The following is a 23,509-nucleotide window of genomic DNA, read 5'->3' as shown; positions in this document are numbered from 1 at the left end:
TTTAGCTTATGGTATAATGAAAATTATCCAAAAAAGGAGTACCATGCTAAAGACAAGTTTTAAAAAATCAGTTTTTATCCCAAGCATTAGCATTATAATCATCTTAAGTCTTAGTTGTATTTTCTTGCCTAAACTTACAAATGATTTTATCAATCATATCAAAAGTGGTATTTTTGCAAATTTTTCATGGTTTTATATACTAAGCGTGAGTTTTTTTGTGTGTTTTATGCTAGCACTTGCTCTTTCAAAATTTGGTGATATCAAGCTCGGCGATGATGATGAAAAACCTCATTTTAAATTCACTTCATGGCTTGCTATGCTTTTTGCTACGGGTATGGGCGTGGGGCTTATGTATTTTGGTGTGGCTGAACCTCTCATACATAAAAAAGCCTTACAAACAAGCGATGAAGAAGCTATGCTACATACTATCTTTCACTGGGGAATTCACCCATGGGCTATTTATGGGGTGTGTGCTTTGGCTATGGCGTATTTTGGTTTTAGATATAAAATGCCTCTTAGCTTGCGTAGTGCTTTTTACCCTTTGCTTAAAGACAAAATTTATGGTTTTTGGGGAAATTTAGTCGATATGCTAGCTTTAATTGTCACGGTTTTTGGTATTAGTACCACGCTTGGTTATAGTGCATCTCAGCTTAATGCTGGCTTTTTAAATTTAGGCATTTTAAACGAACAAAGCTTTTTAGAACAAAGCGTGATTATAATCATCATCATTTCTTTAGCTACGCTTTCATCGATTAGTGGTTTGACAAAGGGCTTAAAAATTTTAAGCGAGGCAAACTTGGTTTTTGCAGTGTGTTTAATGCTTTTTGTGCTTTTTTCAACCAACACCATCCAAATTCTTTCGCAATTTAGCTCTAATATTGGCAATTATTTGCAAAATTTAATTTCTTTGAGCTTTAAGACTTATTATTATGAAAAAGAACATATAGAGTGGTTTAATAACTGGACTATTTATTATTGGGCTTGGTGGCTTAGTTGGGCGCCTTTTGTGGGCTTTTTCATCGCTAAAATTTCTCGCGGTAGAACGATAAGGGAATTTATCTTTGGCGTGCTTGTAGTTCCTACTAGTTTTAATATACTTTGGTTTAGCATTTTTGGTAATAGTGCTTTAAATTTCAATGATATCTTAAGTCCTTTTACTTCAGCACCTGAAAGTTTGCTTTTTTATTTTTTACAAAATTTTTCTTTTTCTTATTTTAGTTCTTTACTTGCACTTTTGGTTTTAGCTTTGTTTTTCATCACTTCAGCAGATAGTGGGATATTTGTGTTAAATTCTTTAAGTAGTGGTGGGGCTCATGAGCCATACAAATGGCAAAATATCCTTTGGGGTTTTGTGCTTGTGCTTTTGGCTACTTCTTTGCTGTATTCAGGTGGTTTGGGGGCGATTTTAAGTATTACTATGATAGTGGCTTTACCTTTTGCCTTTTTGCTTTGTTTGATGTGTTTTTCACTGCTTAAAGGTTTAATCGTAGATGTAAATTACTCTTTAACTAAACTTAGTCAAAGTAGTGTGTATTTTTCAGGGGAATTTTGGCAAGAAAGACTAGCTAGAATTTTAAAACAAAGCAAAGAACAAGACATACAAAATTTCTTAAACACCAAAGTTAAAAATGCTATGGAATCACTCAGCCAAAGCCTAAAAAATTATGGCTTAAAAACACAAATTGTTCAAGAAAAATCAAGTATAAGTTTGATTATAAAAAAAGAATTTGCAAAAGATTTTATCTATGGAGTGCAAGTAGTAAAAAAACAAGCAAGTCAAAGCATAATCGATGATAAATTTATGCCAACTTATTCTAAAGAATTTATTTTTGAGCCACAAACTTTCTTTGCTGATTCGCGTAATGGTTATAATATAGAGTATTTAAACGAGCAAGAAATCATTGTAGATATACTAAAGCAGTATGAGAGGTATTTGCAACTTTTATTTGATGATAAAAATGAAATTTTTACCAAAGCTTATGATTAAAAAAGCGTTATAATTTTACTTTATTTTATAAGAAAGGCCTTTTATGTTGAGATTTTTTATCATGCTTTTCTGTGCTTTAAATCTTTTTGCTACTACGCCAAAAGATACTATCATCATCGCAGTGGAAAATGAGCCAGAGCGTGTAAATCCGCTTTTTAGTGAAGATCATGATGTGGCAATTGCTCTTGTGTTTTCAGGGCTTACACGCTTTGATGAGAATATGAAATTAGCGCCTGATCTTGCTAGTTCTTGGAAAGTTAGCAAGGATGGACTTGTTTATGAATTTACTTTAAGAGAAGATGTATTGTGGCATGATGGCGCTAAATTTAGTGCTAAAGATGTGGAATTTAGTATAAATGCTTTAAAAGATGAGAAATTAAATTCGCCTTCAAAGGTAAATTTTGACGCAGTTAAAGAAGTAAAAATCATTGATGATTATCGTTTGTCCATCACACTTTCAAAGCCTTTTCCTGCATTTTTAGATGCTTTGAGCGTAGGGATTTTACCAAAACATTTACTTGAAAAAGAAAATTTAAACACTACTAAATTTAATCAAATGCCTATAGGAACAGGATCATATAAGCTAAAACAATGGAAAAAAGGCCAATATATGATCTTAGAGGCAAATGAAAATTATCATTTAGCTAAAGTAAAAACACCAAAACTCATACTAAAACACATTAAAGATCCAAGTATTAGTGCTATTGAGCTTAAAAATGGTTCTATTGATGTGGCTTTGGTTGATTTTGCTCTAGCTTCAAATTTTGCAAATGATAAAAATTTCAAAATGCTTATAGAACCTTCGGCTGATTATCGTGCTTTGATGTTTAATTTTAATCATGAGTTTTTAAAAGATCAAAATGTACGTTTAGCGCTAAATTATGCTATCGATAAACAAGCTATTATAAATTCACTTTTGCATTCTTTTGGAAAGGTAGCAAATCATCCTTTAGAAAAATCATGGGCAAATCCTAAAGAATTTGCAAGCTATGCTTATGATATAAAAAAAGCAAATGAGCTTTTAGCAAAAGCAGGTTTTGTAAAAAATAAAAATGGTATTTTAGAAAAAAATGGCAAAGAATTTAGCTTTGAAATGTATGCTATGAGTGAAGATCCGCTAAGAGTGGCTTTGGTAAATATCTTACAAAGTGAGTTTTTAAAGCTTGGCATAAAAGCTAAAGCGGTAGCTAAGCCAAGTGGAAGTTTTGATTATACGAAAATTGATAGTTTTTTGGTGGGTTGGGGTAGTCCTTATGATCCTGACTTTCATACCTTTAGAGTTTTTACAAGCTCTCAAGATAGTGCTTTAAACTCTAGTGGATGGAATTTTGGTCATTATCAAAATGCTAAAGTTGACGAGGCTTTAACAAAGGCTAGAAATTCACTTGATGTAAATGAAAGAAAAAAACACTATAAAGAATTTATCGATGCATTGCATGAAGATCCAGCGTTTTTATTTATAGCTTATATTGATTATCCTTTAGTTTTTGCTAAAAATGTCCAAGGTATAAAACCTCATATTTTAGGTCATCATGGGGTAGGTTTTACTTGGAATGCTTATGAGTGGAGCAAAAATTAGTGCTAAAACTCATTTTCAAACGCCTCTTGTGGGCGTTTTTTTTGATGATTTTTGCAAGTTTTTTATGTTTTGCGATGATTTATTATGCTAAAGGAAGTGTGGTTTTTGCTAGTGTGCCTCAAGGAACTAGCCTTAAAATAAAAGAGCAAATCGAGCATAATTTAAATTTAGACAAGCCTTTATTAGAGCAGTATGAAAATTGGCTTTTTAATGCCATGAAGGGAGACTTTTCTTACTCTTTAATCAGCGGAGAAAAGGTTAGTGAAATTTTAAAAGAAAAACTTCCCTATACCATCATACTGGGGAGTTTAGCTTTTTTGGTGCTTTTTGTGTTATCTTTGGTTTTAGCACTTTTTTGCGTTCTTTATAAAGATAGTTTTTTAGATAAAATTATTACCTTTTCAACGATGAGTTTTTTTGCATTGCCTGCTTTTTCTTTATCGCTAATGCTTATTTTAGTTTTTGCTGTATTTTTTAAGCTTTTTCCAAGTTCGGCTATTGCTGATATTGGCTTTGAAGATGATGTATTTAATCGTTTGTGGCATTTGTTTTTACCAGTATGTGCTTTAGTGCTTTCACATTTAGCTGTTTTTGTGCGTTTTATAAGGACAAGTTTGATTGATAGTTTAAATCAAAGCTTTATAGAAAGTGCTTTTGCAAGAGGGCTTAGTAAAAAAAGAATTTATTTACATTTTGTATTAAAAGATGCTTTTGCTTCTATACTCGCGTATTTTGGTGCTTCTTTTGTGAGTTTTTTAATGGGAACTTATATAGTAGAAAGCGTGTTTTCTTATGAAGGTGTGGGAAATTTGGTGATTAAAAGCATATTGTTTAAAGACTATCCTGTGGTGCTAGCTGTGGTGATTTTTAGCATTTTAGTAGTGGTGCTTGTAAATTTGATTGTAGAGATAATTTGCAAGATGATTAATCCAAGGTTTGCTAATGCGTAAGTTTTGCGTGATGATGATTTTGCTAAGTTTTATTTTAGCACTTTTTGCACCTTTAATAAGCTCTTATGATCCTAATTTAGTGGATTTAAGTAAGGCTAAAATAGCCCCAAATTTAAGTCATATTTTTGGTACAGATTTACTTGGCAGAGATGTTTTTACACGTATTTTATACGCCTTGCGTGTTTCTTTATTTGTAGGGGTAATGGCAGCATTTTTTAGTGTGCTTTTTGCTTGTGCTTATGTGTTTTTAACAAGATTTTTTGCTTATGCTTTTTTTGCTAGGGTGCTTGATATGCTTTTAGCGCTACCTTCTTTGCTTGTGATTATGTTTTTTCAAAGTTTTTTGGCAGGATCTTTGTGGAGTATGATTTTTATCATCGCTTTGGGGCATTTTGCTTTTGTGGCAAAAGTGCTTGATACCCAACTGAATAAATTTCAAAAACTTGAGTTTTATCAAAATGCTATCATTTTAGGTTCTAGCAAGATGAAAGCTTTATTTAGTGAACTTTTGCCTGCTTGTTGGAATTTGCTTTTTGTGCTTTTTGTTTTAAATATTGCTCATGCTATTACAAGTGAAGCCACTTTGAGCTTTTTTGGCTTGGGTGTAGAGCTTTGGACTCCAAGTTTAGGAAATATGCTAAATGAAGCAAGCAAGGCCGTGTTTTTAGGGTTTTGGTGGATGATAGTTTTTCCAGTAGCCTTTATACTTATGCTTATTTTGCCTTTGCTTGCTTTGGGCAATGATTTACAAGAAGAGATTAAAGCATGATAGAAATTTCAAATCTTAACCTTAGTTTTAAAGATAAAATCTTACTAAAGGATGTAAATCTTAATTTAGAAGATGGCAAAGCTTTGGCTATCATGGGTAAAAGTGGAGCAGGAAAAAGCTTGCTTTTAAAAAGCATGATTAAGCTTTTTGATAAACACTATAAGCTTAATGCGCAAAAATTTCAGATAGATCAAAAAGATATTTTAAATTTAAAAGAAAAAGAACTAAATGCCTTAAGAGTTAAGATAAATTTGCTTTTTCAAGATGTTTATGGGAGTTTTTATCCTCTTGTTGATATAGGAAGTTATTTTAATATAGTTTTAAAAACTCATACTAATTTAACCACAAAAGAGATTAAAGAAAAGGCCTTTTATTATTTTGAGTGCTTAGGGCTTAAAAATCATGATCTTTTGTGGCATTCTTTTATATATCAGTTAAGTGGTGGTATGGCAAGACGCATTCAAATAGCGCTAGCTTTGTTAAGCGAGGCTAAGTATTTATTGTGTGATGAGATTACAAGTTCTCTTGATAGAGCTAATGAAGAAAAAATCATCGCTATTTTAAAAGAGCTAAAAACACAATTTAAAAATCTCATTTTCATCACGCATGATATAAATTTAGCTAAAGAACTTTGCGATGAGGTAGCTATCATAGAAGATAAAACTTTACTTTATCAAATGCCTATGAAAAAGTTTTTAAACAATCCAAAAGGTGTTTTTGCTAAAGAATTGTTAAATTGTCTTGAGAATGAAAATGTTTTTAGAAGTTAAAAATTTAAGCAAATCTTATAAAATTAAAAAACACTGGTATTTAAAAGAAGAAGAAATTTTTGTTTTTAAAGATGTGAGTTTTTCTTTAGAACAAAATGAAAATTTATTGCTTTGTGGGGAAAGTGGCAGTGGTAAAAGCACTCTAGCTAAAATTCTTTGTATGCTTGAACGAGCAAATACTGGAGAAGTTTTGTTTGAAAATGAAAATATATTAAATTTAGATTTTAATACTCAAAGAAAATTACGCCAAAAAATTCAATATGTTTTCCAAGATCAAAAGCTAGCTTTAAATCCTTATAAAAGCACTAAAAGACTTTTACTTGATGTATATGAAAATTTTAAACTTAAGCCCGATTTTGAAGAGCTTTTTAAGCTTTTTGATGCTTTTGAACTTGAAAAAGATATTTTAAATTTAAAACCCTCTAAGCTAAGTGGTGGTCAAAGTCAAAGACTAGGTTTGATTAGAGCTTTGCTTTTAAGGCCAAAATTGCTTATTTTAGATGAAATCACAGCAGCGCTTGATGTGGTGACTGCTTATAAAATTTTAAACTACTTGCACACTTTTCAAAAAATGCATGATATTACTTATATATTTATTTCTCATCAAGAAAAAATCTTACAAGATATATGCCATAAAAAAGTGTTTTTATAATAAAGATAAAAATTGTTTCATTTTGAAATACTTAAAAAATTATTTTTTTGATAATAAGTTTTTATATAGCTAAGTTAAAGTAAAATAAATTTTAATTATGCTTGAATAAAAGGTTTATTATGACGCACGCAACTATAGAGCATCAATACTTTGGCATCTTTGCAATGCTTGTTATTGCAAGTGTTATATTTTTTACTTTGGTGTACATTTCTTCTAAAATAGGATCCAAACTCGCCTCTCATAATAGAAAAAAACTCGGACTTGGGATTTATGAGTGTGGGCCTATGGCTTCTAAGCAAGCAAACAAAATTAATTCTCAATTCTTTGTTTTTGCTTTGATTTTTATTTTGCTTGATATTGAAGTAGTATTTTTATTTCCTTGGGCGGTAATTTTTAAAGATTTAACCGCAGAGCTTTCAAATTATGGCCTATCTTTATTTGCCTTAGTGGAAGTATTTGTTTTTATTTTATTGCTTGCAATAGGTTTTTTATACGCTTATAAAAAAGGAGCATTCGCATGGCAGAGTATCAAAAAATGAGCAATGCACCAGTTGTTTTAACTACGGTTGATAAGTTAGTGCAATGGGGTAGGAGTAATTCTTTATGGGCACTATCTTATGGGCTTGCCTGTTGTGCTATTGAAATGATGGCAGCAGGTGGTGCAAGATATGATTTTGATAGATTTGGAACGATTTTTAGAGCAAGTCCAAGACAATCTGAAGTAATGATTATAGCGGGTACTTTAAGCAAAAAACATGCTGAATTTACAAGAAGACTTTATGATCAAATGCCTGATCCTAAATGGGTTATTTCTATGGGTTCTTGTGCAAATACCGGTGGTATGTTTAATACTTATTCTACTGTTCAAGGGGTAGATAGAATCATTCCTGTTGATATTTATGTACCAGGCTGTGCCCCACGTCCTGAAACTTTTCAATTTGCTTTGATGATTTTGCAAAAAAGAATTCGTAAAGAAAAAGCAAGCAGAAAAATAGCTCCAAAAAGGCTTATATGATGAGAAAATATAGCGATAAGAAAAATGCTCAGCTAAAAAATTATTATGAAGATAGATTTTACCATGCACCTGCAACTAAAAAACTAAGCACAGAGGGTAGTGCTTTTGAGAGTGATCATCAAATTTTAAGCCAAGAATTTGAGTTAAAAAATTCTTTTATAGAGCTTGATTTTTGGGTGATTGAAATAAATAAAGATGATAATGTTGCTATTCTTAGCAAGCTTAAAAATTTAGGTTATAGTTGTTTTACTGACGCAAGTGCGATTGATTTTGTTGCTCAAAAACAAGGTTTTGAAGTATATTATCAGCTTTTAAATATGGAGAAAAATTTAAGAGTGAGAATAAAGACTTTTGTTGGTTTAAAAGAAAGACTTCAAAGTGTTATGAGTGTTTTTAAGGGTGCTAATTGGTGTGAGAGAGAAATATATGATATGTTTGGAATTTTCATTATCAATCATCCGAATTTAAAAAGACTTTTAATGCCTGATGATTGGTATGGACATCCTTTTTTAAAAAGCTATCCTTTGCATGGTGATGAATTTGCTAAATGGTATGAGATAGATAAAATTTTTGGAAAAGAATATCGCGAGGTTGTAGGTGAGGAAAATAGAGATCCAGGTTTTGTAGATGAAAAAGACACGCTAAACTTTAGCAGAATTTATCATGAGGTTGGTAAAGGCGAAGTCCCAAGAGAAGATAAATATCTACAAGAATATCAAGAAGAAGGCGGCGTGCCTTTTGTGAAAAAAGCCAAAAGAACGCAAGTAAAAATTTTAGATAAGAGAAGATAAAATGCAAATTTCTACCAAATTAAAACCTTATTATGAAAATATAAGCTTTGAGCGTGAAGATGGTACTATGATAGTAAATCTTGGTCCCCAACACCCTAGCGCTCATGGAAATTTACGCCTTATTTTAGAGCTTGATGGAGAAGAAATCACCAAGGCTGCTCCTTGTATAGGCTATATGCATCGTGGTATGGAAAAAATGGCTGAAAATATGATCTATCAAGAGTTTATTCCAACTACTGATAGAATGGATTATATCGCAGCTAGTGCAAATAATTATGCCTATGTAGCTGCTGTAGAAAAACTTTGTGGTTTAGAAATTCCACGCAGAGCAAGTGTGATAAGGATGATTTTGCTTGAGTTAAACCGCATTGCTTCGCATTTGTTATGGCTTGCTACACATGCGCTTGATATTGGTGCGATGACAGTATTTTTATATTGCTTTAGAGAGCGTGAATATGTGCTTGATCTAATAGAAAAATATTGTGGGGCAAGACTTACACATTCATCTATGAGAATAGGCGGGGTAATGCTTGATTTACCTGAAGGTTTTTTAGATGAACTTTTAGCATTTTGCAATAAATTTCCAAATGATATAAAAGATTATGAAGCCTTGCTTGATGATAATAGAATTTGGCGTGCAAGAACTGAAAATGTAGGAGTGGTAAGTAAAGAACAAGCGCTAAGTTGGGGTTGTAGCGGGGTTATGTTAAGAGGAAGTGGGATTGCTTATGATGTTAGAAAAGAAGAGCCTTATTTGCTTTATGATGAGGTAGATTTTGGCGTGCCTGTGGCTAAAATGGGTGATTCTTATGCAAGATATAAAGTTTATATGCAAGAATTTAGAGAAAGTTTAAAAATTTTAGTTCAATGTGCTAAGCTTTATCAAGATACTCCGCCTGAAATTTTATGCAATCATCCTGAGTATGTAAGTGCTTCAAAAGAGCAAATCATGACACAAAATTATTCGCTTATGCAACATTTTGTCCTAGTAACCCAAGGCTTAAAACCACCAAAAGGAGAGGTGTATGTGCCAACTGAAAGTCCAAAAGGCGAACTTGGGTTTTTTATTCACTCAGATGGTAGCGGTAGGCCATATAGATTAAGAGCTAGAACTCCAAGTTTTTTTCACTGTGCGTTTTTAGAAGAAATGCTTGTAGGGTCATATTTGGCTGATGCGGTGGCGATTTTAGGGAGTATTAATATAGTTTTAGGTGAGATAGACCGATGAGACGCGTGGATTTAAGAAAAAGTCAAGATTTGTTTAAGGATTTAGAACAAATCATTCAAAATGCTTATATGGGTGAAGTTTTGGTGGTTTTGTTTGAAATAGGAGATTTTTCTAATGTAGAAAAAAGTTTTGCTTTCATAAAAGAGCAAAATTGTGAACTTTTAAATTCTTTAAAATTTAATCAAGTAGATTGGACTATAGTTTTTAAAAAGGTAGGACAATGAAATTAGCAAAATATCAAGAAGGCTTAAATGCTTTGTGTTTTGTGGATTTACTTTCTTTAAAAAATCCTTCACTTTGTGCTAAGCTTAACAAAAGTAAAAATTACAATATTTCCTGTTTAGAAGATAAAAATTTAAAAGCAAGCTTTTATAAATGTGAGATTGCGAGTGTATCTTTTGTACTTGCATTGCTTTGTAAGATGAGTTTGGATACTGAATTTAACGAGCTTGATGAGGGTTATTTAAGTGCTGAATCTTGCTTTGGCGAAGAAGAGGCTTTAGAGATTTTGGAGTTTTTAAAAGAAGCAAAGTGTATTATTTTTGATGAAAATTTATACCAACATAAAGACTTTGAAAATATTAAGTATTTTTTAGAAAAACTTTGTCATAAATTTGAACTTTTATTGATTTGTTCTAATGAAAATGAAGAAAATTTGTCAATACAAAATTCTTTTAGTGAACTTTTAGAACTTGATAATTTTGACGGAACTATCATCATGCAAGCACCTTTAGAGGATAAAAATTTGCATTGTTCTTCATCTTTTGCTTTGATTGCCAAGGTTAAGGATGAGGATAAAATTAATTTAAAAATAAACACTCAAGAATTTACAACTATAGTAAAAATCAATCATGATTTAAAAGGCACGGTGGCTTTGTTTGATTATGAAAGCGCTGGTTTTGCTTTTTCAAAAGCTCAAGTTAAGGTTATAAAATGAAAGTTATCATTAATGGTATAGAATGTGAGGCAAATGAGGGTGAGTATATCTTAAATGTCGCAAGAAAAAATGATATTTTCATTCCTGCAATTTGTTATTTAAATGGTTGTTCTCCAACACTTGCATGTCGTATGTGTATGGTAGAAGCTGATGGTAAAAAGGTTTATTCTTGTAATACTAAAGTTAAAGAAGGTATGGTAGTAGAGAGTGATTTGCCAAATTTATGGGATGAACGCAATGCTATCATGCAAGCATATTGTATCAACCACCCTTTACAATGCGGGGTATGTGATAAATCTGGCGAATGTGAGCTTCAAAACTTTACACACAAAGCAAGAGTAAATGTGCAAAATTATTGGATTAAAGATACCCATAAAGAGCATAAAAAATGGGGTGAGATTAATTATGATCCAGCTTTATGTATAGTGTGTGAAAGATGTATTACAGTTTGTAAAGATAAAATAGGTGAAAGTGCTTTAAAAACTACTCCAAGAGGAGCAAACGCGCCCGATGCAAGCTTTAAAGAAAGTATGAGTAAAGACGCGCTAGCGATTTGGACTAAATTTCAAAAGAGTTTAATTGCGCCAAATAGTGGTGATATGCTTGATTGTTCTTTTTGCGGAGAATGTACAAGTGTATGTCCAACAGGAGCTTTGGTAGGTGCAGCTTTTCAATATACTTCTAATGCTTGGGAATTAAAGAAAATTCCAGCTAGTAATCCCCATTCAAGTGATTGTGAGTTGATGTATTATGATATTAAACAAACTAGTATTAATAATCAAAAAGAAAAAATTTATAGAGTGAGCAATGATTTTGCTTTTGCTACGCTAAATAAAGCTGCAAGATATGGTTTTAATACCCAAAATGAAGTTCAAGGTAAAGATGAAAAAGCTTTTGAAAAACTAGTAAATATGATAAAAAATGATGAAATAAAAAATATTTTATTTAATAGTTTTATTACTAACGAAGAAGCCTTAATCTTACAAAATTTAAGTAAAAAATTTAATCTTAACCTTATAAATCATGAAGCTAAAAAATTCCAAGATTTCTTAGCTTGTTTTTATCAAAATGTAAATGCAATGTATAATGCAAATACAGATGATATTACTCAAAGTGATTTTTTAATCATCGTAGGTTCATTTTTACGCTATGATGCGCCAACGCTAGGATATAAAGTTAATAATGCTTTAGTGATGAATAAAGGTGCGGGACTATATTTTCATCCTATAAAAGATAAAGGTGTGGATAAATATTCTAAAAATTTCTTGCAGATTAATCATGATATTAAAGATAATGAAAATATTTTATTGTTTATCTTGCAAAAATTTGCTAAAGAGTTTCCACAAGAATTTAAAAATACATTAGAAAATGCGTATTATCAAGGCACTAAAGAAATAGAAGAAACTATTAATGAAGAAGTTATTGAAAAGATAGAAAAGCAAAATGAAAATGGCGAAACTATTATAGAAGAAGTTAAAAAGCTTGTGCCTAAAAAAATTAAAAAAAGCATAGAGGTGCAAAGATCAAATTATGCGAAAAATCTTGGCATAGATGAGGATATTTTAGAAACTTTGCTCGCAAAAAAGCAAAAATTTACACTTGTTATAGGAAGTGATTTTTACTATGACGAGCAAAGTGTAAAGCTAGCAAAACTTTGTGCTTTGGTGCAAAAATATACTGATTTTAAAGTCTTTTTAAATCCAACTTGTACCAATACTTTAGGCGTGAGTTTAATTTGTGATTTAAGTCAAGATTTTCAAGCGGGAAAAACACTAGGTTATAACGAAAAAGGCGATTTTACTTTTTCTTATGATGGGCATTTTGATCTTGCAAGTTCTAGTTTAAATCAACAAGAAGGTAGCTTTGTAAATTATGACAAAAGATTAGTTCCTACAAATGCAGCTTTAGAATTTAAAGGTTATTTTTTAAATGATTTAGCAAATGCTTTAGGTTTTGATGAGGAATTTACAATCAACTATACTAAATTTTTACCACAAAATAAAGGCTTTATGGCAATTGATTTTGATGAGTTGGAAAATCATTATGATAATGGTGGGGCAAATCATAGAGGCTATGAGCTTGATTTTTCTCATTTTGAGTTTGAAAAAACATTAAGCACTCAAGAAGTCAAAGAGCAAAATGAAGGAAATTTAACCTTATATCATGCAAATTGTATTCACCAGTTTTCAAAGCTTAGCAATAGAGCTTTTAATGAGGTTGGAGCTTTATTTTTATCGTCTGATTTAATGCAAAAATTTGATTTAAACCAAGATGATAGTGTTATTTTAAAAAATGAAAAAACTCAAATTGCTATAAGTGTAAAATGTGATGAATCTTTAGAAAATGGCGCGTATTTGGGGGATTATGATAGTAAGATTGATTATAAATCTTTATTTAATAATACTCGATATGCCAAAGTTTGGCTTGAAAAAGTAGGAGCTAAAATATGAGTGATATTACTTTTTTTATTATAGAAACAATTATCAAATGCGTGCTTGTTATAGCTATTTTTGCAACTTTAGCAGGCTTGGCAACTTATCTTGAAAGAAAGGCTTTGGCTTTATTTCATCGTCGTTTAGGGCCTGATATGGTAGGTCCTTTTGGATTGCTTCAAGTAGTTGCTGATATGATTAAGCTTTTTACTAAAGAAGATATTGTTCCAACTTATGCTCAAAAAGTGGTGTTTTTAATCGCTCCATTGATTGCAGCAATTTGTGCTTTTGTGGCAATTGCGGCTATACCTATTTTTCCTGAGTTTACTTTATTTGGTAGAGTGATTCGTCCTATTATCGCTGATATTAATGTGGCCTTGTTATTTGTCATAGGTATGGGCGGGGTTAGTTTTTATGCGATTTTTTTAGGAGGTTTGGCTAGTAATAATAAATGGTCATTGCTAGGCGGGGCAAGAGGGCTTGTTTCTATCATTTCTTATGAGAGTGTTGCAGGACTTTCTTTGGTGTGTGTTGTAATGCTTGTTGGATCTTTGTCTTTAGTAGATATTAATAATTATCAAAGTGAAGGCATACTTTCTTGGCTTATTTTTAAACAACCTTTAGCTTTTATTTTATTTGTAATAGCCATTTTTATAGAAACCAATAGAACTCCACTTTGTTTAAGCGAAAACGAAACTGAACTTGTTTCAGGTTATGGCACTGAATATAGTGGGCTTAGATGGGGTATGTTTTTTATCGGAGAATATACAGCCATGATAACAGGAGCGATTATGATATCGCTTTTATTTTTGGGTGGATTTAATGATTTTTGGATTATACCAGGGGCTATTATGATGCTTTTGAAAGTGTCTTTTGTGTTCTTTTGGTATTTTTGGGCTAGAGGGGCTTTTCCGCAACTGCGTCCTGATCAAGTAATGAGAATGTGTTATTTGATTTTAATTCCTTTAGCGGTTTTAAATTTATTAATTAGTGCTTTAGTACTTGTGATATAGGAAAAACAATGAAAAAAGGTTATTTTAAAGTAGATTTTGAGCGTAAAAATCCTCAAAATGCTTATGAAAAATTCATACAAGTAATCAAGCGTTCTTTAAATACAGAACTTTTTGTAGGTTTGTTTGTCGTATTAAGAGAAATGTTTAAAAAAAATAATAGTGCAACGATTAAATACCCTATGGAAAAAGTTGCTTTAGATAATCGCTACCGTGCGGTACATCGTTTGATGCGTTTTATTGAAAGTGAAAATGAATGTTGTATTGGTTGTGGCTTGTGCGAAAAAATTTGCATTAGTAATTGCATAAGAATGGAAACAAGTTTAAGCGAAGATGGACGCAAAAAGGTTGAAAATTATAGTATCAATTTAGGACGTTGTATTTATTGTGGCTTTTGTGCTGATGTTTGTCCTGAACTTGCTATTGTACATGGTAAAGAGTATGAAAATGCAGCAGAGCAAAGATCGTATTTTGGTCAAAAGCAAGATTTTTTAACTCCTATTGATGAGCTTAAAAATCAAGTGGTATTTGAAGGAAGTGGTAGTTTAAGAAAAGATGCTGATGATTTAGTGAAGAAAACTCCAAATTATTACGAGATAGATTTGCAAAGACAGCAAGATACCCCAAAGGAAGAAAATGTTTGAAACGATAGCTTTTTGTTTGTTAAGTGTTTTGGTATTGGGATTTTTTCTAATTAGCGTTTTAAGTACTAGTGTACTTTATGCTATTAGTTCTTTGGCTGCGGCTATGGTTTTTTTGAGCGGATTTTATTTTTTACTTAATGCTGAATTTATTGGAGCAATTCAAATTATCGTTTATAGCGGGGCTATTTTAGGTCTTTATAGTTTTGCTATGATGTTTTTTGATGCTTCGATAAAAGTAAAGGAAAGTCTAAAAGGTAAAAGAGTATTTATTTTTGCTGTGATTTTTAGTGCTATTTTGTTAATTAGTATTATTATGGGCTATAACTTTGGTTTAAATGAAACTAGTGAAGTTTATGATCTTGATTCAACTCAGCAAATAGGTTTTACTTTATTTACAAAATACATGCTTGCTTTTGAATTTATGGCAATTTTACTTTTAATAGCTTTAATTTGCGCTATAGCACTTACTCAAAAAAATATAAAAAAGGATGAGCAATGATGTTAGAAAAATACTACATTGCGGCTATTTTGATGTTTATCATTGGTCTAATAGGTATTATAAAACGCCAAAATTTAATTATGCTTTTTATTTCAAGTGAAATTTTATTAAACGCTGCTAATTTAGCTTTAGTTACAGCAGGAGTTTCTCATAAAGATATTGAAGGACAAATTTTTGCTTTATTTGTAATGGGGGTTGCAGCTTGTGAGGTAGCTGTTGGGATAGCACTTTGTGTTTTATGGTATAGAAAAACAGGAACACTAGAGCTTAGTTCTTTAGCTGAAAAAGGAGAGTTAAAATGCAAAATTTAGCTTTAATTGCGCTTTTTTCTCCTTTAGTTTCAGCTATTGTTTTAGGTATTTTTGCTTTTAGTGCTAAGAAAATTATTTTAGGTTATTTAGCTTCTTTGCTTATAGCTTTTTCGGCACTTGCTTCAATTATTTTATTAAGCAATGGAGTGCATTTTAATTTTGAACTTGGTACTTGGATATCTTTGGTAGATGTTAGTTTTGGTTTTAAAATAGACTCTATTACTTTAATTATGATGAATGTAGTAAGCATAGTTGCTACTTTTGTGCATTTATATAGTATATTTTATATGGAACACGATGAAGGGTTTAATCGCTATTTTAGTTATTTAGGACTTTTTGTTTTTTCTATGATGTTCTTGATTATGAGTGATAATTTCTTAGGACTTTTCATAGGTTGGGAGGGCGTTGGACTTTGCTCATGGCTTTTGATAGGTTTTTGGTATCATAATGAAAAATATACCTTTGCTGCTAATGAAGCATTTATCATGAATAGAATTGCAGATTTGGCTTTGCTTTTAGGAATTTTCTTAATTTATATAGAGTTCAATTCTTTAAAATACGATGAGTTTTTTACCCTTTTATCTTTAGGGCATGAAAATGATATGATTTTGATTTTAATAGCGGTTTTGCTTTTTGTAGGTGCTATGGGTAAATCAGCACAATTTCCTTTCCATACTTGGCTTGCTGATGCTATGGCAGGACCTACACCAGTTTCAGCACTAATCCATGCTGCGACTATGGTTACTGCTGGAGTTTATTTGGTGATTCGTGCTGGAGAGCTTTATTTGCAAGTCCCTGAAGTAGGGTATTTTATCGCTATACTTGGAGCTTTTGTAGCGCTTTTTGCCGCTTCTATGGCTATGGTGGCTAAAGACTTAAAGAGAATTATTGCTTATTCAACGCTTTCTCAACTTGGGTATATGTTTGTAGCAGCAGGTCTTGGGGCTTATGCTATAGCTTTATTTCATCTAGCAACCCATGCATTTTTTAAATCTTTATTGTTCTTAGGTGCAGGTAATGTTATGCATGCGATGAATGATAAGCTTGATATTAGCAAGATGGGTGGACTTTATAAAAGTATGCGTTTTAGTGCTATTTTAATGCTTATAGGCTCTTTGGCTTTGGCAGGAATTTATCCTTTTGCAGGATTTTTCTCTAAAGATTTAATTTTAGGATTTTCTTTTATAAGTCATCATCATGGAATTTTCTTGGTACTTTTAACAGCAGCTTTTATGACAGCTTTTTATAGTTTTAGACTTTTAATGCTTGTATTTTTTACTCCAAAAAGACATGAAGAACATCCTCATGAAGCTAGTAAAATAGCTTTATTTGCGATGAGTCCTTTGGCTTTGCTTGCTATTGTTGTAGGATTTTTTGAGCATAGCTTTATGGAGTTTGTAAGTAAAAATTTAGCTTTTATTGATGGGCAAAATTCTTTAGTTATGGTGCTTGCAAGTGCTGCTGCGGTACTTGGAGTGCTTTTGGCTATCATGGCTTATTGGAAAAATTGGTTTAAACCATCACTTTCTAAAACAAGTATTTATAAGCTTTTGTTTAATGAATACTATATACCAAGGTTTTATCATCAATTTATTGTTAGTAAATATGCTTTATTTTGTGAATTTTTAAGAAAAAGCGATAAAGAAATTTTAGATACTTTGGTAGATAGTGTTGCATTTTTCCTTAAAACTTTTGCTAGGACTCTTAGTATAGGTAAGGATTATTCTTTGGTTTTAAGAATTGCAGTGTTGGCTTTTGTATGTTTATTTTGTTTAGCGTTGGCGGTGTAGAATGCTTAGTTTATTAATGTTATTTCCATTTTTTGCAGCTTTTATAGCTTTGTTTTTGCAAAAAGAAGATAGTAAGTCTTTTGCTATTTTAGTTAGCTTTTTGATTTTAGTTTTTAATGTTTTTTTATTGTTTAATTATCATAATGGTATAGCTTATGAGTTTAGTTTAAATTCTTTAATAGTTAATTTTCATATCGGTGTAGATGCTATAGCGCTTTACTTGATGTTGCTTTGTTCTATTATGATTTTTTTATCTTTTATATGTTTGGATATTCAAGATAAAAGTGTTGTTGTAAGTATATTTTTATTGCAATTTTGTATTATAGGACTTTTTGCTTCATTGGATGCTTTATTGTTTTATGTATTTTGGGAGTTTTCTCTTATACCTCTTATTTATTTAATAGGCAGATATTCAGATAATTATAAAGCAGGGATTAAATTTTTCATTTATGCATTTTGCGGTTCTATGCTCATGCTTTTAGCTATTATTTATGTAGGATTTTTGTATTATCAAAGTTTTGGGTATTGGAGTTTTGATTTACTTGCTTGGTATAAGAGTGAATTTTTCATACCTGAAAGTGTGCAAAATTTAATCTTTATAGGATTTTTTATCGCTTTTGCGATTAAAAGTCCTTTGTTTCCTTTCCACACTTGGGCGCCAAAAGTTTATGCAAAAAGTCCGACTTTAGTATCTGTAATGCTTGTTAGTTTTAAAATGGCTCCTTTTGGATTTTTAAGATTTATCTTGCCTTTAACACCTGATACTTTAAATCATTATTATTCTTTACTTGCTATTTTATGTATAGTTGGAATTTTATATGCAGCTTTAATTGCTTTTAAAACTAAAGATTTGAAAGAATTAATTGCTTATAGCTCAATTTCGCATTTGGGTGTGGTGATTTTGGGTATTGTGACTTTTACTTATAATGGGGTTAGTGGTTCTGTATTTTACATGTTTGCACATGGTATAGTAACAGGTGGTTTGTTTTTGGCTGCTTATATGCTTTATAAAAGATATCATACTTTTGATTTAGACTTTTATAAAAATTTAGCTAAAACAGCTCCATTATTTAGCTTTTTCTTTGCGGTGTTATTATTTTCATCTATTTCTCTACCTTTGACTATTTCTTTTGTAGGTGAGTTTTTAATTTTACAAGGCATAGCAAGTGTGAATTTATGGTATGCATTATTTGCAGGTGGTGTGATTATTTTAGGGGCTATTTATATGTTAAATATTTATAGAAATATGTTTTTTGCCACTAGTGAAGAAAAAATAGAGAAAATAATATTAAAAAAAGGTGAAATTTTTGTTTTGAGTATTTTAAGTGCCTTGGTAATTTATTTAGGGATAGCTCCAAGTGCTATGCTTGATGAAATTGCTTTGAATGTAAATAGCATTCTTGAAGTTATGCAAACAAGAAATATTGCAATAGAAAATCAAAAAATCATAGATGATATAAGAGGTTTTTAATGAGTGGCTTTAGTTTAGAAAAATTCAATTTTGTATTATTATTTCCTGTGTTATCATTGTTTTTTTGGGCTATTGTTTTGCTTTTATTGGATGCATTTAAAAAACTTTCTAGAAATTTTTATATAGGAGCAAGTGTTATAGCTTTATTTAGCGCTTTGTGTTTTTTATTGCTTTATAATGGCTTTGTTTTAGATAATTCTCATGCCTTTTTTGGTTTATTTGTAAGTGATAATTATGCAATTTTTGCTCAAATAGTTATTTTAGTTTTTTCAATGCTTTATTTATTAATGGATAAAGATGAGCAAAAGGCAGAGTTTTTTTCCTTGTTTTTATTTATGATTGCTTCTTTGATATTAATGATATCAAGCACTAATTTAATTGTAATTTTCCTAGCTTTAGAAGGTTCTTCTTTAGCTCTTTATACGTTAATAGCACTAAGAGGAACTCATAATGCTATTAGCTCTAGTATAAAGTATTTTACTTTAGCTGCGGTAGGCACTGGGTTTTTTGTCTTTGCTTGTGCTTTTGTATATTTAAAAACAAAATCTTTGGATTTAGATAATCTATTGCATTCTGAATATATTTCAGATCCTATCTTGCTTTGTGCTGGGGTAATGTTTTTAGTTATTGTTGGAGTAAAACTTTCTATTGCACCTTTTCATTTTTGGTTAAAAGATGTGTATTGTGGAGTGCATACAAATTTTATAGCATTTATATCTATAGTACCAAAAATAGCTATGATAATAGTAGTTTTAAGAATTTTTTCTGCTTTAGGCGGTGGAGTAAAATTTGAATACATAGTAGCATTACTAGCAATTTTTTCTATGCTTGTTGTAAGTATAGTAGCTTTAATCCAAAAAGATGTGAAAAAAATGCTAGCATATAGTTCTATTACTCATTCTTCTTTTATATTAGCAGTTATTGTTTCTAGTATGAGTGTGAGTTCTCAAGGAGATGGGACTTCTTATTTGCTTTCAATTTTTGCTTTGTTTGTGTATTGGATATCTTTTGCTTTTGCAAATTATGGAATTTTTTTAATATTGAGTTTATTTCAAAAAAGTTCATTTGAGAGTTTTTCAGGTTTGTTTGATCAAAGACCAGTATTGTCTATAATGTTAGCTATATTCATTTTGTGTATAGCAGGTATTCCGCCTTTTGGTATTTTTTGGGGTAAAATTTTAATTTTAGCTTCTATTTTAAATTCAGGCTATTATGTACTTGTATTTGCTATAGCTTTAAGTTCTATGATTATGCTTTATGCTTATTTAAAAATTTTAATTTATGTTTTTTTCAAAAAGGCTCAAATCATAGAAAGTGCAAACTTAGATGTAAAACAAAAGATTATTTTATGCTTGTGTTTGATTGGAAGTGTTTCTTGCGTGTTTTTGCTTTTGTAAAATAATATTGCTATAATCACGCTTATGATAAGGGTTTTATTTTTATTTTTATTAAGTATAACTTATACATTTTCTTTTGAAATTATTGTTAATAAAGGGGAAGAGCATAAACGCCCTTTTACGCTTTTGCATTTAAAAGATGATAAGGATTTTACTTGCAAAAGCGTTTTTGAATTTGAAAAAACCCATTTTGAGTGCAATGTTTTAGGTGTTAGCAATATGCAGTTTCAAAATAAAGAATTTGATGATTTTACGATTTATTTTGAAAAGCACCAAACTTTTTTGACAATCAAAATCTATCCTAAAATTTTAGCTAAGATGTTTAATTATTCTCAAGATATTTTTAATGCTAAAGAAATTCAAAGTCAAAGTGAAGATGCTTCTAAGCATTTTGTATTTATTTTTACCAAAGATTTAAGGTATTATAAACCTAGCGATGGGCTTGATTTTGATATTTATTTTGATGATGCATTAATGCCTTATATTGGAGCATTAGATTTAAATTCTAATCCTATGGAAACTTCAAAAAGTGCAGATTTTAATGCTTATTTTAGTATAAAACAAGAATATGAAGCAAAAAAATATGATCAGGTTTTAAGGGATGCAACTAGCGCTATTAAGCGTTATCAGGGTAGTGTATTTATGAATGAATTTGAGCTTTATAAATTAAGAGCTCAAAATAAACTATACACTTATGAACTTGATAAAGACCAAGTAATTTTAGAGCAAATGTTAGATGATGCTAAAAGATGGGTAAGAACTTATATTAACGATAAAGATTATACAGAAGTAATGTATATTATGATGAGAGTTTATATGGGTTTATCGCAAAGATCTAATGTTGAATATATTATAGATACTTTAAATACTGAACACAAAGGCGATAAATATACTATAATGGCTTTACTTGATTATGCAGATTATTTGTATCATTTGGGTAAAAAAAATACCGCAAATAATATTTATCAAGATGTGTATTATTCTACTCCAAATGCAGATTTAGCCAGTAGAGCTGCTTTATTTTTATCAAAAAATCATCTAGAGGCAAAAAATATAAAAGAAGCCAAAGAGTTAGCAAATAAAATTTTAGAATCAAACCCTGAATTTTTCATGAGTGATTTGGAAAATTCTCTATTATTAGCAAAAGCTTTTGCTAATAATAGGGTTTATGATTTAAGTTCTAAAATTTATGAGTATATTTTTACGCATTTAACCAAGGTAGATAAAGAATATGAAAGAGTATTAAAAGATCTTGCCTTGTCTTTATTAAATGCAAATGAGCATATTAAAGCTCAAAAATATTTAGATCTTTATGCAGAAGATTTTCCTTTGGGTGAATATGTGAGTTTAATTAAAGAAGCACAAGATAAAAACTTTTTATATTTAAAAGATGCTAATGCAAGCTTTTTGCATCAAAAATATGAAGAAATTATGAAAAAATACGCTGGAGAAATTTCTAGTAAGGCGCTGTTTGATAATGTCAAATTATATTTTCAAGAAAAAAATTATGAAAAGGTTATAAGTTATCAAAAAGACATTGAAAAATACTCCAATAAAGAAGTAAAAAATCTTTTAGAACAAGCTGCTATTTTGGTTTTAGAGCAAAGATTAAAAAATGATGAGTGTTTGGCTGCTATTAAAATATATGATGATTTTAAAGCTTATAATATAGGAGGCAAAATACAAAATAAAAAACAAATGCTTGAGTGTTTTAAACGCACAACGCGCATAGAAGAAGCTAAAAAATACATAGTGGAAAATGAAAACGATGATATTATCTTTTATAAGCTTCAAAGTGCTGATTTAGCTCTTAAAGATAAACGCTATAACTTTGTTATAAAAACAATTAACGATATTTTAAACACAAGAACGATTATTAGCGATAATGAAAAATTTGAAGCAAATTATATTAAATTTTTTGCCGAACTTAGATTGCAAGATTATAATGCCATGATAAGAACTTTACAAAAACTAGAGCAATTTCCTATGAATTATCGTATGGTGGAATTATATTATGAGTTTTTGCGTTATTGTGAAAAAAATAATTTTCTAACAAGTATTTTAAACTATGCTCCAAAGGCTATTGATTATCAAAACTTAAAGGGAGTAAATCTTTTTAGTCCCGATTTAGAATTTATCTATATCAAAGCTTTAAAACAAAGCAATCAAGCTCAAAAAGCCTTAACTTTGTTTAAAGACTTACTTGCTAATCCTTTAAAAGATGATGAGCGCGCAAGAGTTTTTTATGTGCAAAGCAATATTTATGAAGATTTAAAAGATGTGCAAAATCAAAAACAAAGCTTACAAAATTGTATAGATATTAATGTAACGAGTAATTGGCAAAATTTATGTAAAGATAAATTAAATGTCTTAAATACTCAGCCTTGATATTTTTTTAAAATATAAGCTTTTAAATTCTCATAAGCACTTTGAAAATCTAAAATTTCTTTATTGAATTTTTTATTAAAAGTTCTTTGTCTTTTGGCAAGTTGTCTTGTATGGATGATGATGAGCTCTTCAAGCTCATTTAAATTTATTTTTTTATCTAAAAACTCTTTGCATTCTTTTAAACCTATGGAGTTTAGTGCTTTTAAATGATGATCATAATTATCAAATAACATTTTAGCTTCATCTATTAAGCCCTCATTTAGCATATTTTTAGTGCGCTTGATAATGCGTTTTTCTAAAAGATCTTTTTGCCAAGAAATTTCAAAAATATCAAGTTTTTTAATCAAAGCTTCTTGTTTGGTTTCTTTTAAAACTTCACTTGGAATTTTATTGGTTTGCTCATAAATTCCAAGCCATTTTTTCAAACGATAAGTATCGTTTTTTTCTATTTTTGCTTGTGGATCAATTTTTATCATTAAATGATAAATTTCATCATTACTTAGTGTGCTTTGGCTTTCTTTAAAATTTTCACTCAAACCATCCATTAAGGCTTTTAGATAAAAACTAGTTCCACCTGTGATGATAAGCATTTGATTGTTTTTTTGAGCAAAGGCTTTTGCTTTTTTGTATTCTTCAAAAAACAAAGCAATGTTAAAATGCTCATTGACATTTAACAAATTTATACCAAAATAATCAAGCTCATCTAGGGTTTTTTGCTCTGTTTTTGCTGAAGCGATGTTGATTTGTTTATACACGCAAAGACTATCAAGGCTTAAAATACTTGCGTTAAATTCATAGGCTAGTTTATTAGCAAGTTCTGTTTTGCCACTTGCAGTGGTTCCAATGAGTGCAAATTCAAAAAACATCGTAAAAATATCCTAAATTTAAA

At 30.3% G+C, this 23,509-nt stretch carries 22 protein-coding genes; 21 read left to right on the top strand and 1 reads right to left on the bottom strand.

Annotated features, from left to right (window positions below; translation table 11 throughout):
• Positions 1 to 43 precede the first annotated feature (43 nt).
• From L8X30_RS06460 to L8X30_RS06360, 21 genes are all read left to right on the top strand, one after another.
• On the top strand, positions 44 to 1,987 hold the full coding sequence (locus L8X30_RS06460; protein WP_263679541.1) for a BCCT family transporter: 1,944 nt from the start codon (positions 44 to 46) through the stop codon (positions 1,985 to 1,987).
• Between the two features lie 43 nt (positions 1,988 to 2,030).
• Positions 2,031 to 3,566, top strand: coding sequence for an ABC transporter substrate-binding protein (locus L8X30_RS06455; protein ID WP_263679540.1), 1,536 nt, complete (start codon positions 2,031 to 2,033; stop codon positions 3,564 to 3,566).
• Positions 3,567 to 3,577: 11 nt separating this feature from the next.
• A complete protein-coding gene (locus L8X30_RS06450; protein WP_318529750.1) occupies positions 3,578 to 4,516 on the top strand; it encodes an ABC transporter permease in 939 nt (312 codons plus the stop codon).
• Positions 4,509 to 5,285: an ABC transporter permease gene (locus tag L8X30_RS06445; RefSeq protein WP_263679538.1), complete on the top strand. Its 777-nt coding sequence runs from the start codon at positions 4,509 to 4,511 to the stop codon at positions 5,283 to 5,285. The genes L8X30_RS06450 and L8X30_RS06445 overlap by 8 nt, the downstream gene beginning before the upstream one ends.
• On the top strand, positions 5,282 to 6,055 hold the full coding sequence (locus tag L8X30_RS06440) for an ATP-binding cassette domain-containing protein (protein WP_263679536.1): 774 nt from the start codon (positions 5,282 to 5,284) through the stop codon (positions 6,053 to 6,055). The genes L8X30_RS06445 and L8X30_RS06440 overlap by 4 nt, the downstream gene beginning before the upstream one ends.
• Positions 6,039 to 6,707 (top strand): ATP-binding cassette domain-containing protein, encoded by a 669-nt coding sequence (locus L8X30_RS06435; RefSeq protein WP_263679534.1) that lies wholly within the window; start codon positions 6,039 to 6,041, stop codon positions 6,705 to 6,707. The genes L8X30_RS06440 and L8X30_RS06435 overlap by 17 nt, the downstream gene beginning before the upstream one ends.
• Before the next feature lie 119 nt (positions 6,708 to 6,826).
• Positions 6,827 to 7,246: an NAD(P)H-quinone oxidoreductase subunit 3 gene (locus tag L8X30_RS06430; protein WP_263679533.1), complete on the top strand. Its 420-nt coding sequence runs from the start codon at positions 6,827 to 6,829 to the stop codon at positions 7,244 to 7,246.
• Positions 7,225 to 7,722, top strand: coding sequence for a NuoB/complex I 20 kDa subunit family protein (locus tag L8X30_RS06425; protein WP_039619352.1), 498 nt, complete (start codon positions 7,225 to 7,227; stop codon positions 7,720 to 7,722). The genes L8X30_RS06430 and L8X30_RS06425 overlap by 22 nt, the downstream gene beginning before the upstream one ends.
• Positions 7,722 to 8,513 carry an NADH-quinone oxidoreductase subunit C gene (locus L8X30_RS06420; RefSeq protein ID WP_263679532.1) on the top strand — a complete coding sequence of 264 codons (792 nt, stop codon included), beginning with the start codon at positions 7,722 to 7,724 and terminating at the stop codon, positions 8,511 to 8,513. The genes L8X30_RS06425 and L8X30_RS06420 overlap by 1 nt, the downstream gene beginning before the upstream one ends.
• A 1-nt stretch (position 8,514) precedes the next feature.
• Positions 8,515 to 9,741: an NADH dehydrogenase (quinone) subunit D gene (gene nuoD, locus L8X30_RS06415; protein WP_039619347.1), complete on the top strand. Its 1,227-nt coding sequence runs from the start codon at positions 8,515 to 8,517 to the stop codon at positions 9,739 to 9,741.
• Positions 9,738 to 9,965 (top strand): NADH-ubiquinone oxidoreductase subunit E family protein, encoded by a 228-nt coding sequence (locus L8X30_RS06410; RefSeq protein WP_039642382.1) that lies wholly within the window; start codon positions 9,738 to 9,740, stop codon positions 9,963 to 9,965. The genes nuoD and L8X30_RS06410 overlap by 4 nt, the downstream gene beginning before the upstream one ends.
• Positions 9,962 to 10,678 carry a hypothetical protein gene (locus tag L8X30_RS06405; RefSeq protein WP_263679531.1) on the top strand — a complete coding sequence of 239 codons (717 nt, stop codon included), beginning with the start codon at positions 9,962 to 9,964 and terminating at the stop codon, positions 10,676 to 10,678. The genes L8X30_RS06410 and L8X30_RS06405 overlap by 4 nt, the downstream gene beginning before the upstream one ends.
• The gene (locus tag L8X30_RS06400; protein WP_263679529.1) at positions 10,675 to 13,128 is read left to right on the top strand and encodes an NADH-quinone oxidoreductase subunit G; all 2,454 of its coding nucleotides are present in this window, start codon (positions 10,675 to 10,677) and stop codon (positions 13,126 to 13,128) included. Before L8X30_RS06405 ends, L8X30_RS06400 begins: the two co-directional genes overlap by 4 nt.
• On the top strand, positions 13,125 to 14,123 hold the full coding sequence (nuoH, locus tag L8X30_RS06395) for an NADH-quinone oxidoreductase subunit NuoH (protein WP_039619340.1): 999 nt from the start codon (positions 13,125 to 13,127) through the stop codon (positions 14,121 to 14,123). Before L8X30_RS06400 ends, nuoH begins: the two co-directional genes overlap by 4 nt.
• 8 nt (positions 14,124 to 14,131) lie before the next feature.
• Positions 14,132 to 14,764 (top strand): NADH-quinone oxidoreductase subunit NuoI, encoded by a 633-nt coding sequence (gene nuoI / locus L8X30_RS06390; RefSeq protein WP_039629100.1) that lies wholly within the window; start codon positions 14,132 to 14,134, stop codon positions 14,762 to 14,764.
• On the top strand, positions 14,757 to 15,263 hold the full coding sequence (locus tag L8X30_RS06385; RefSeq protein WP_263679527.1) for an NADH-quinone oxidoreductase subunit J: 507 nt from the start codon (positions 14,757 to 14,759) through the stop codon (positions 15,261 to 15,263). The genes nuoI and L8X30_RS06385 overlap by 8 nt, the downstream gene beginning before the upstream one ends.
• The gene (gene nuoK, locus L8X30_RS06380) at positions 15,263 to 15,574 is read left to right on the top strand and encodes an NADH-quinone oxidoreductase subunit NuoK (protein ID WP_263679549.1); all 312 of its coding nucleotides are present in this window, start codon (positions 15,263 to 15,265) and stop codon (positions 15,572 to 15,574) included. Before L8X30_RS06385 ends, nuoK begins: the two co-directional genes overlap by 1 nt.
• Positions 15,562 to 17,364, top strand: a complete 1,803-nt coding sequence (nuoL, locus tag L8X30_RS06375) for an NADH-quinone oxidoreductase subunit L (RefSeq protein WP_263679526.1) — start codon at positions 15,562 to 15,564, stop codon at positions 17,362 to 17,364. The genes nuoK and nuoL overlap by 13 nt, the downstream gene beginning before the upstream one ends.
• Before the next feature lies 1 nt (position 17,365).
• Positions 17,366 to 18,835: a complex I subunit 4 family protein gene (locus L8X30_RS06370; protein ID WP_263679525.1), complete on the top strand. Its 1,470-nt coding sequence runs from the start codon at positions 17,366 to 17,368 to the stop codon at positions 18,833 to 18,835.
• A complete protein-coding gene (locus L8X30_RS06365; RefSeq protein WP_263679524.1) occupies positions 18,835 to 20,232 on the top strand; it encodes an NADH-quinone oxidoreductase subunit N in 1,398 nt (465 codons plus the stop codon). Before L8X30_RS06370 ends, L8X30_RS06365 begins: the two co-directional genes overlap by 1 nt.
• A 24-nt stretch (positions 20,233 to 20,256) precedes the next feature.
• On the top strand, positions 20,257 to 22,620 hold the full coding sequence (locus L8X30_RS06360) for a tetratricopeptide repeat protein (protein WP_263679523.1): 2,364 nt from the start codon (positions 20,257 to 20,259) through the stop codon (positions 22,618 to 22,620).
• On the opposite strand, the gene miaA is transcribed toward L8X30_RS06360, so the two are convergent.
• The gene (miaA, locus tag L8X30_RS06355; protein ID WP_263679521.1) at positions 22,611 to 23,486 is read right to left on the bottom strand and encodes a tRNA (adenosine(37)-N6)-dimethylallyltransferase MiaA; all 876 of its coding nucleotides are present in this window, start codon (positions 23,484 to 23,486) and stop codon (positions 22,611 to 22,613) included. The two genes, L8X30_RS06360 and miaA, sit on opposite strands and share 10 nt — an antisense overlap.
• Positions 23,487 to 23,509 lie beyond the last annotated feature (23 nt).

This window comes from Campylobacter sp. CNRCH_2015_0338h (assembly GCF_025772785.1).
Taxonomy (GTDB): domain Bacteria; phylum Campylobacterota; class Campylobacteria; order Campylobacterales; family Campylobacteraceae; genus Campylobacter_D.
Note: the sequence above shows the minus strand (reverse complement) of the source record. Positions and strands in the feature narration are given on the sequence as shown.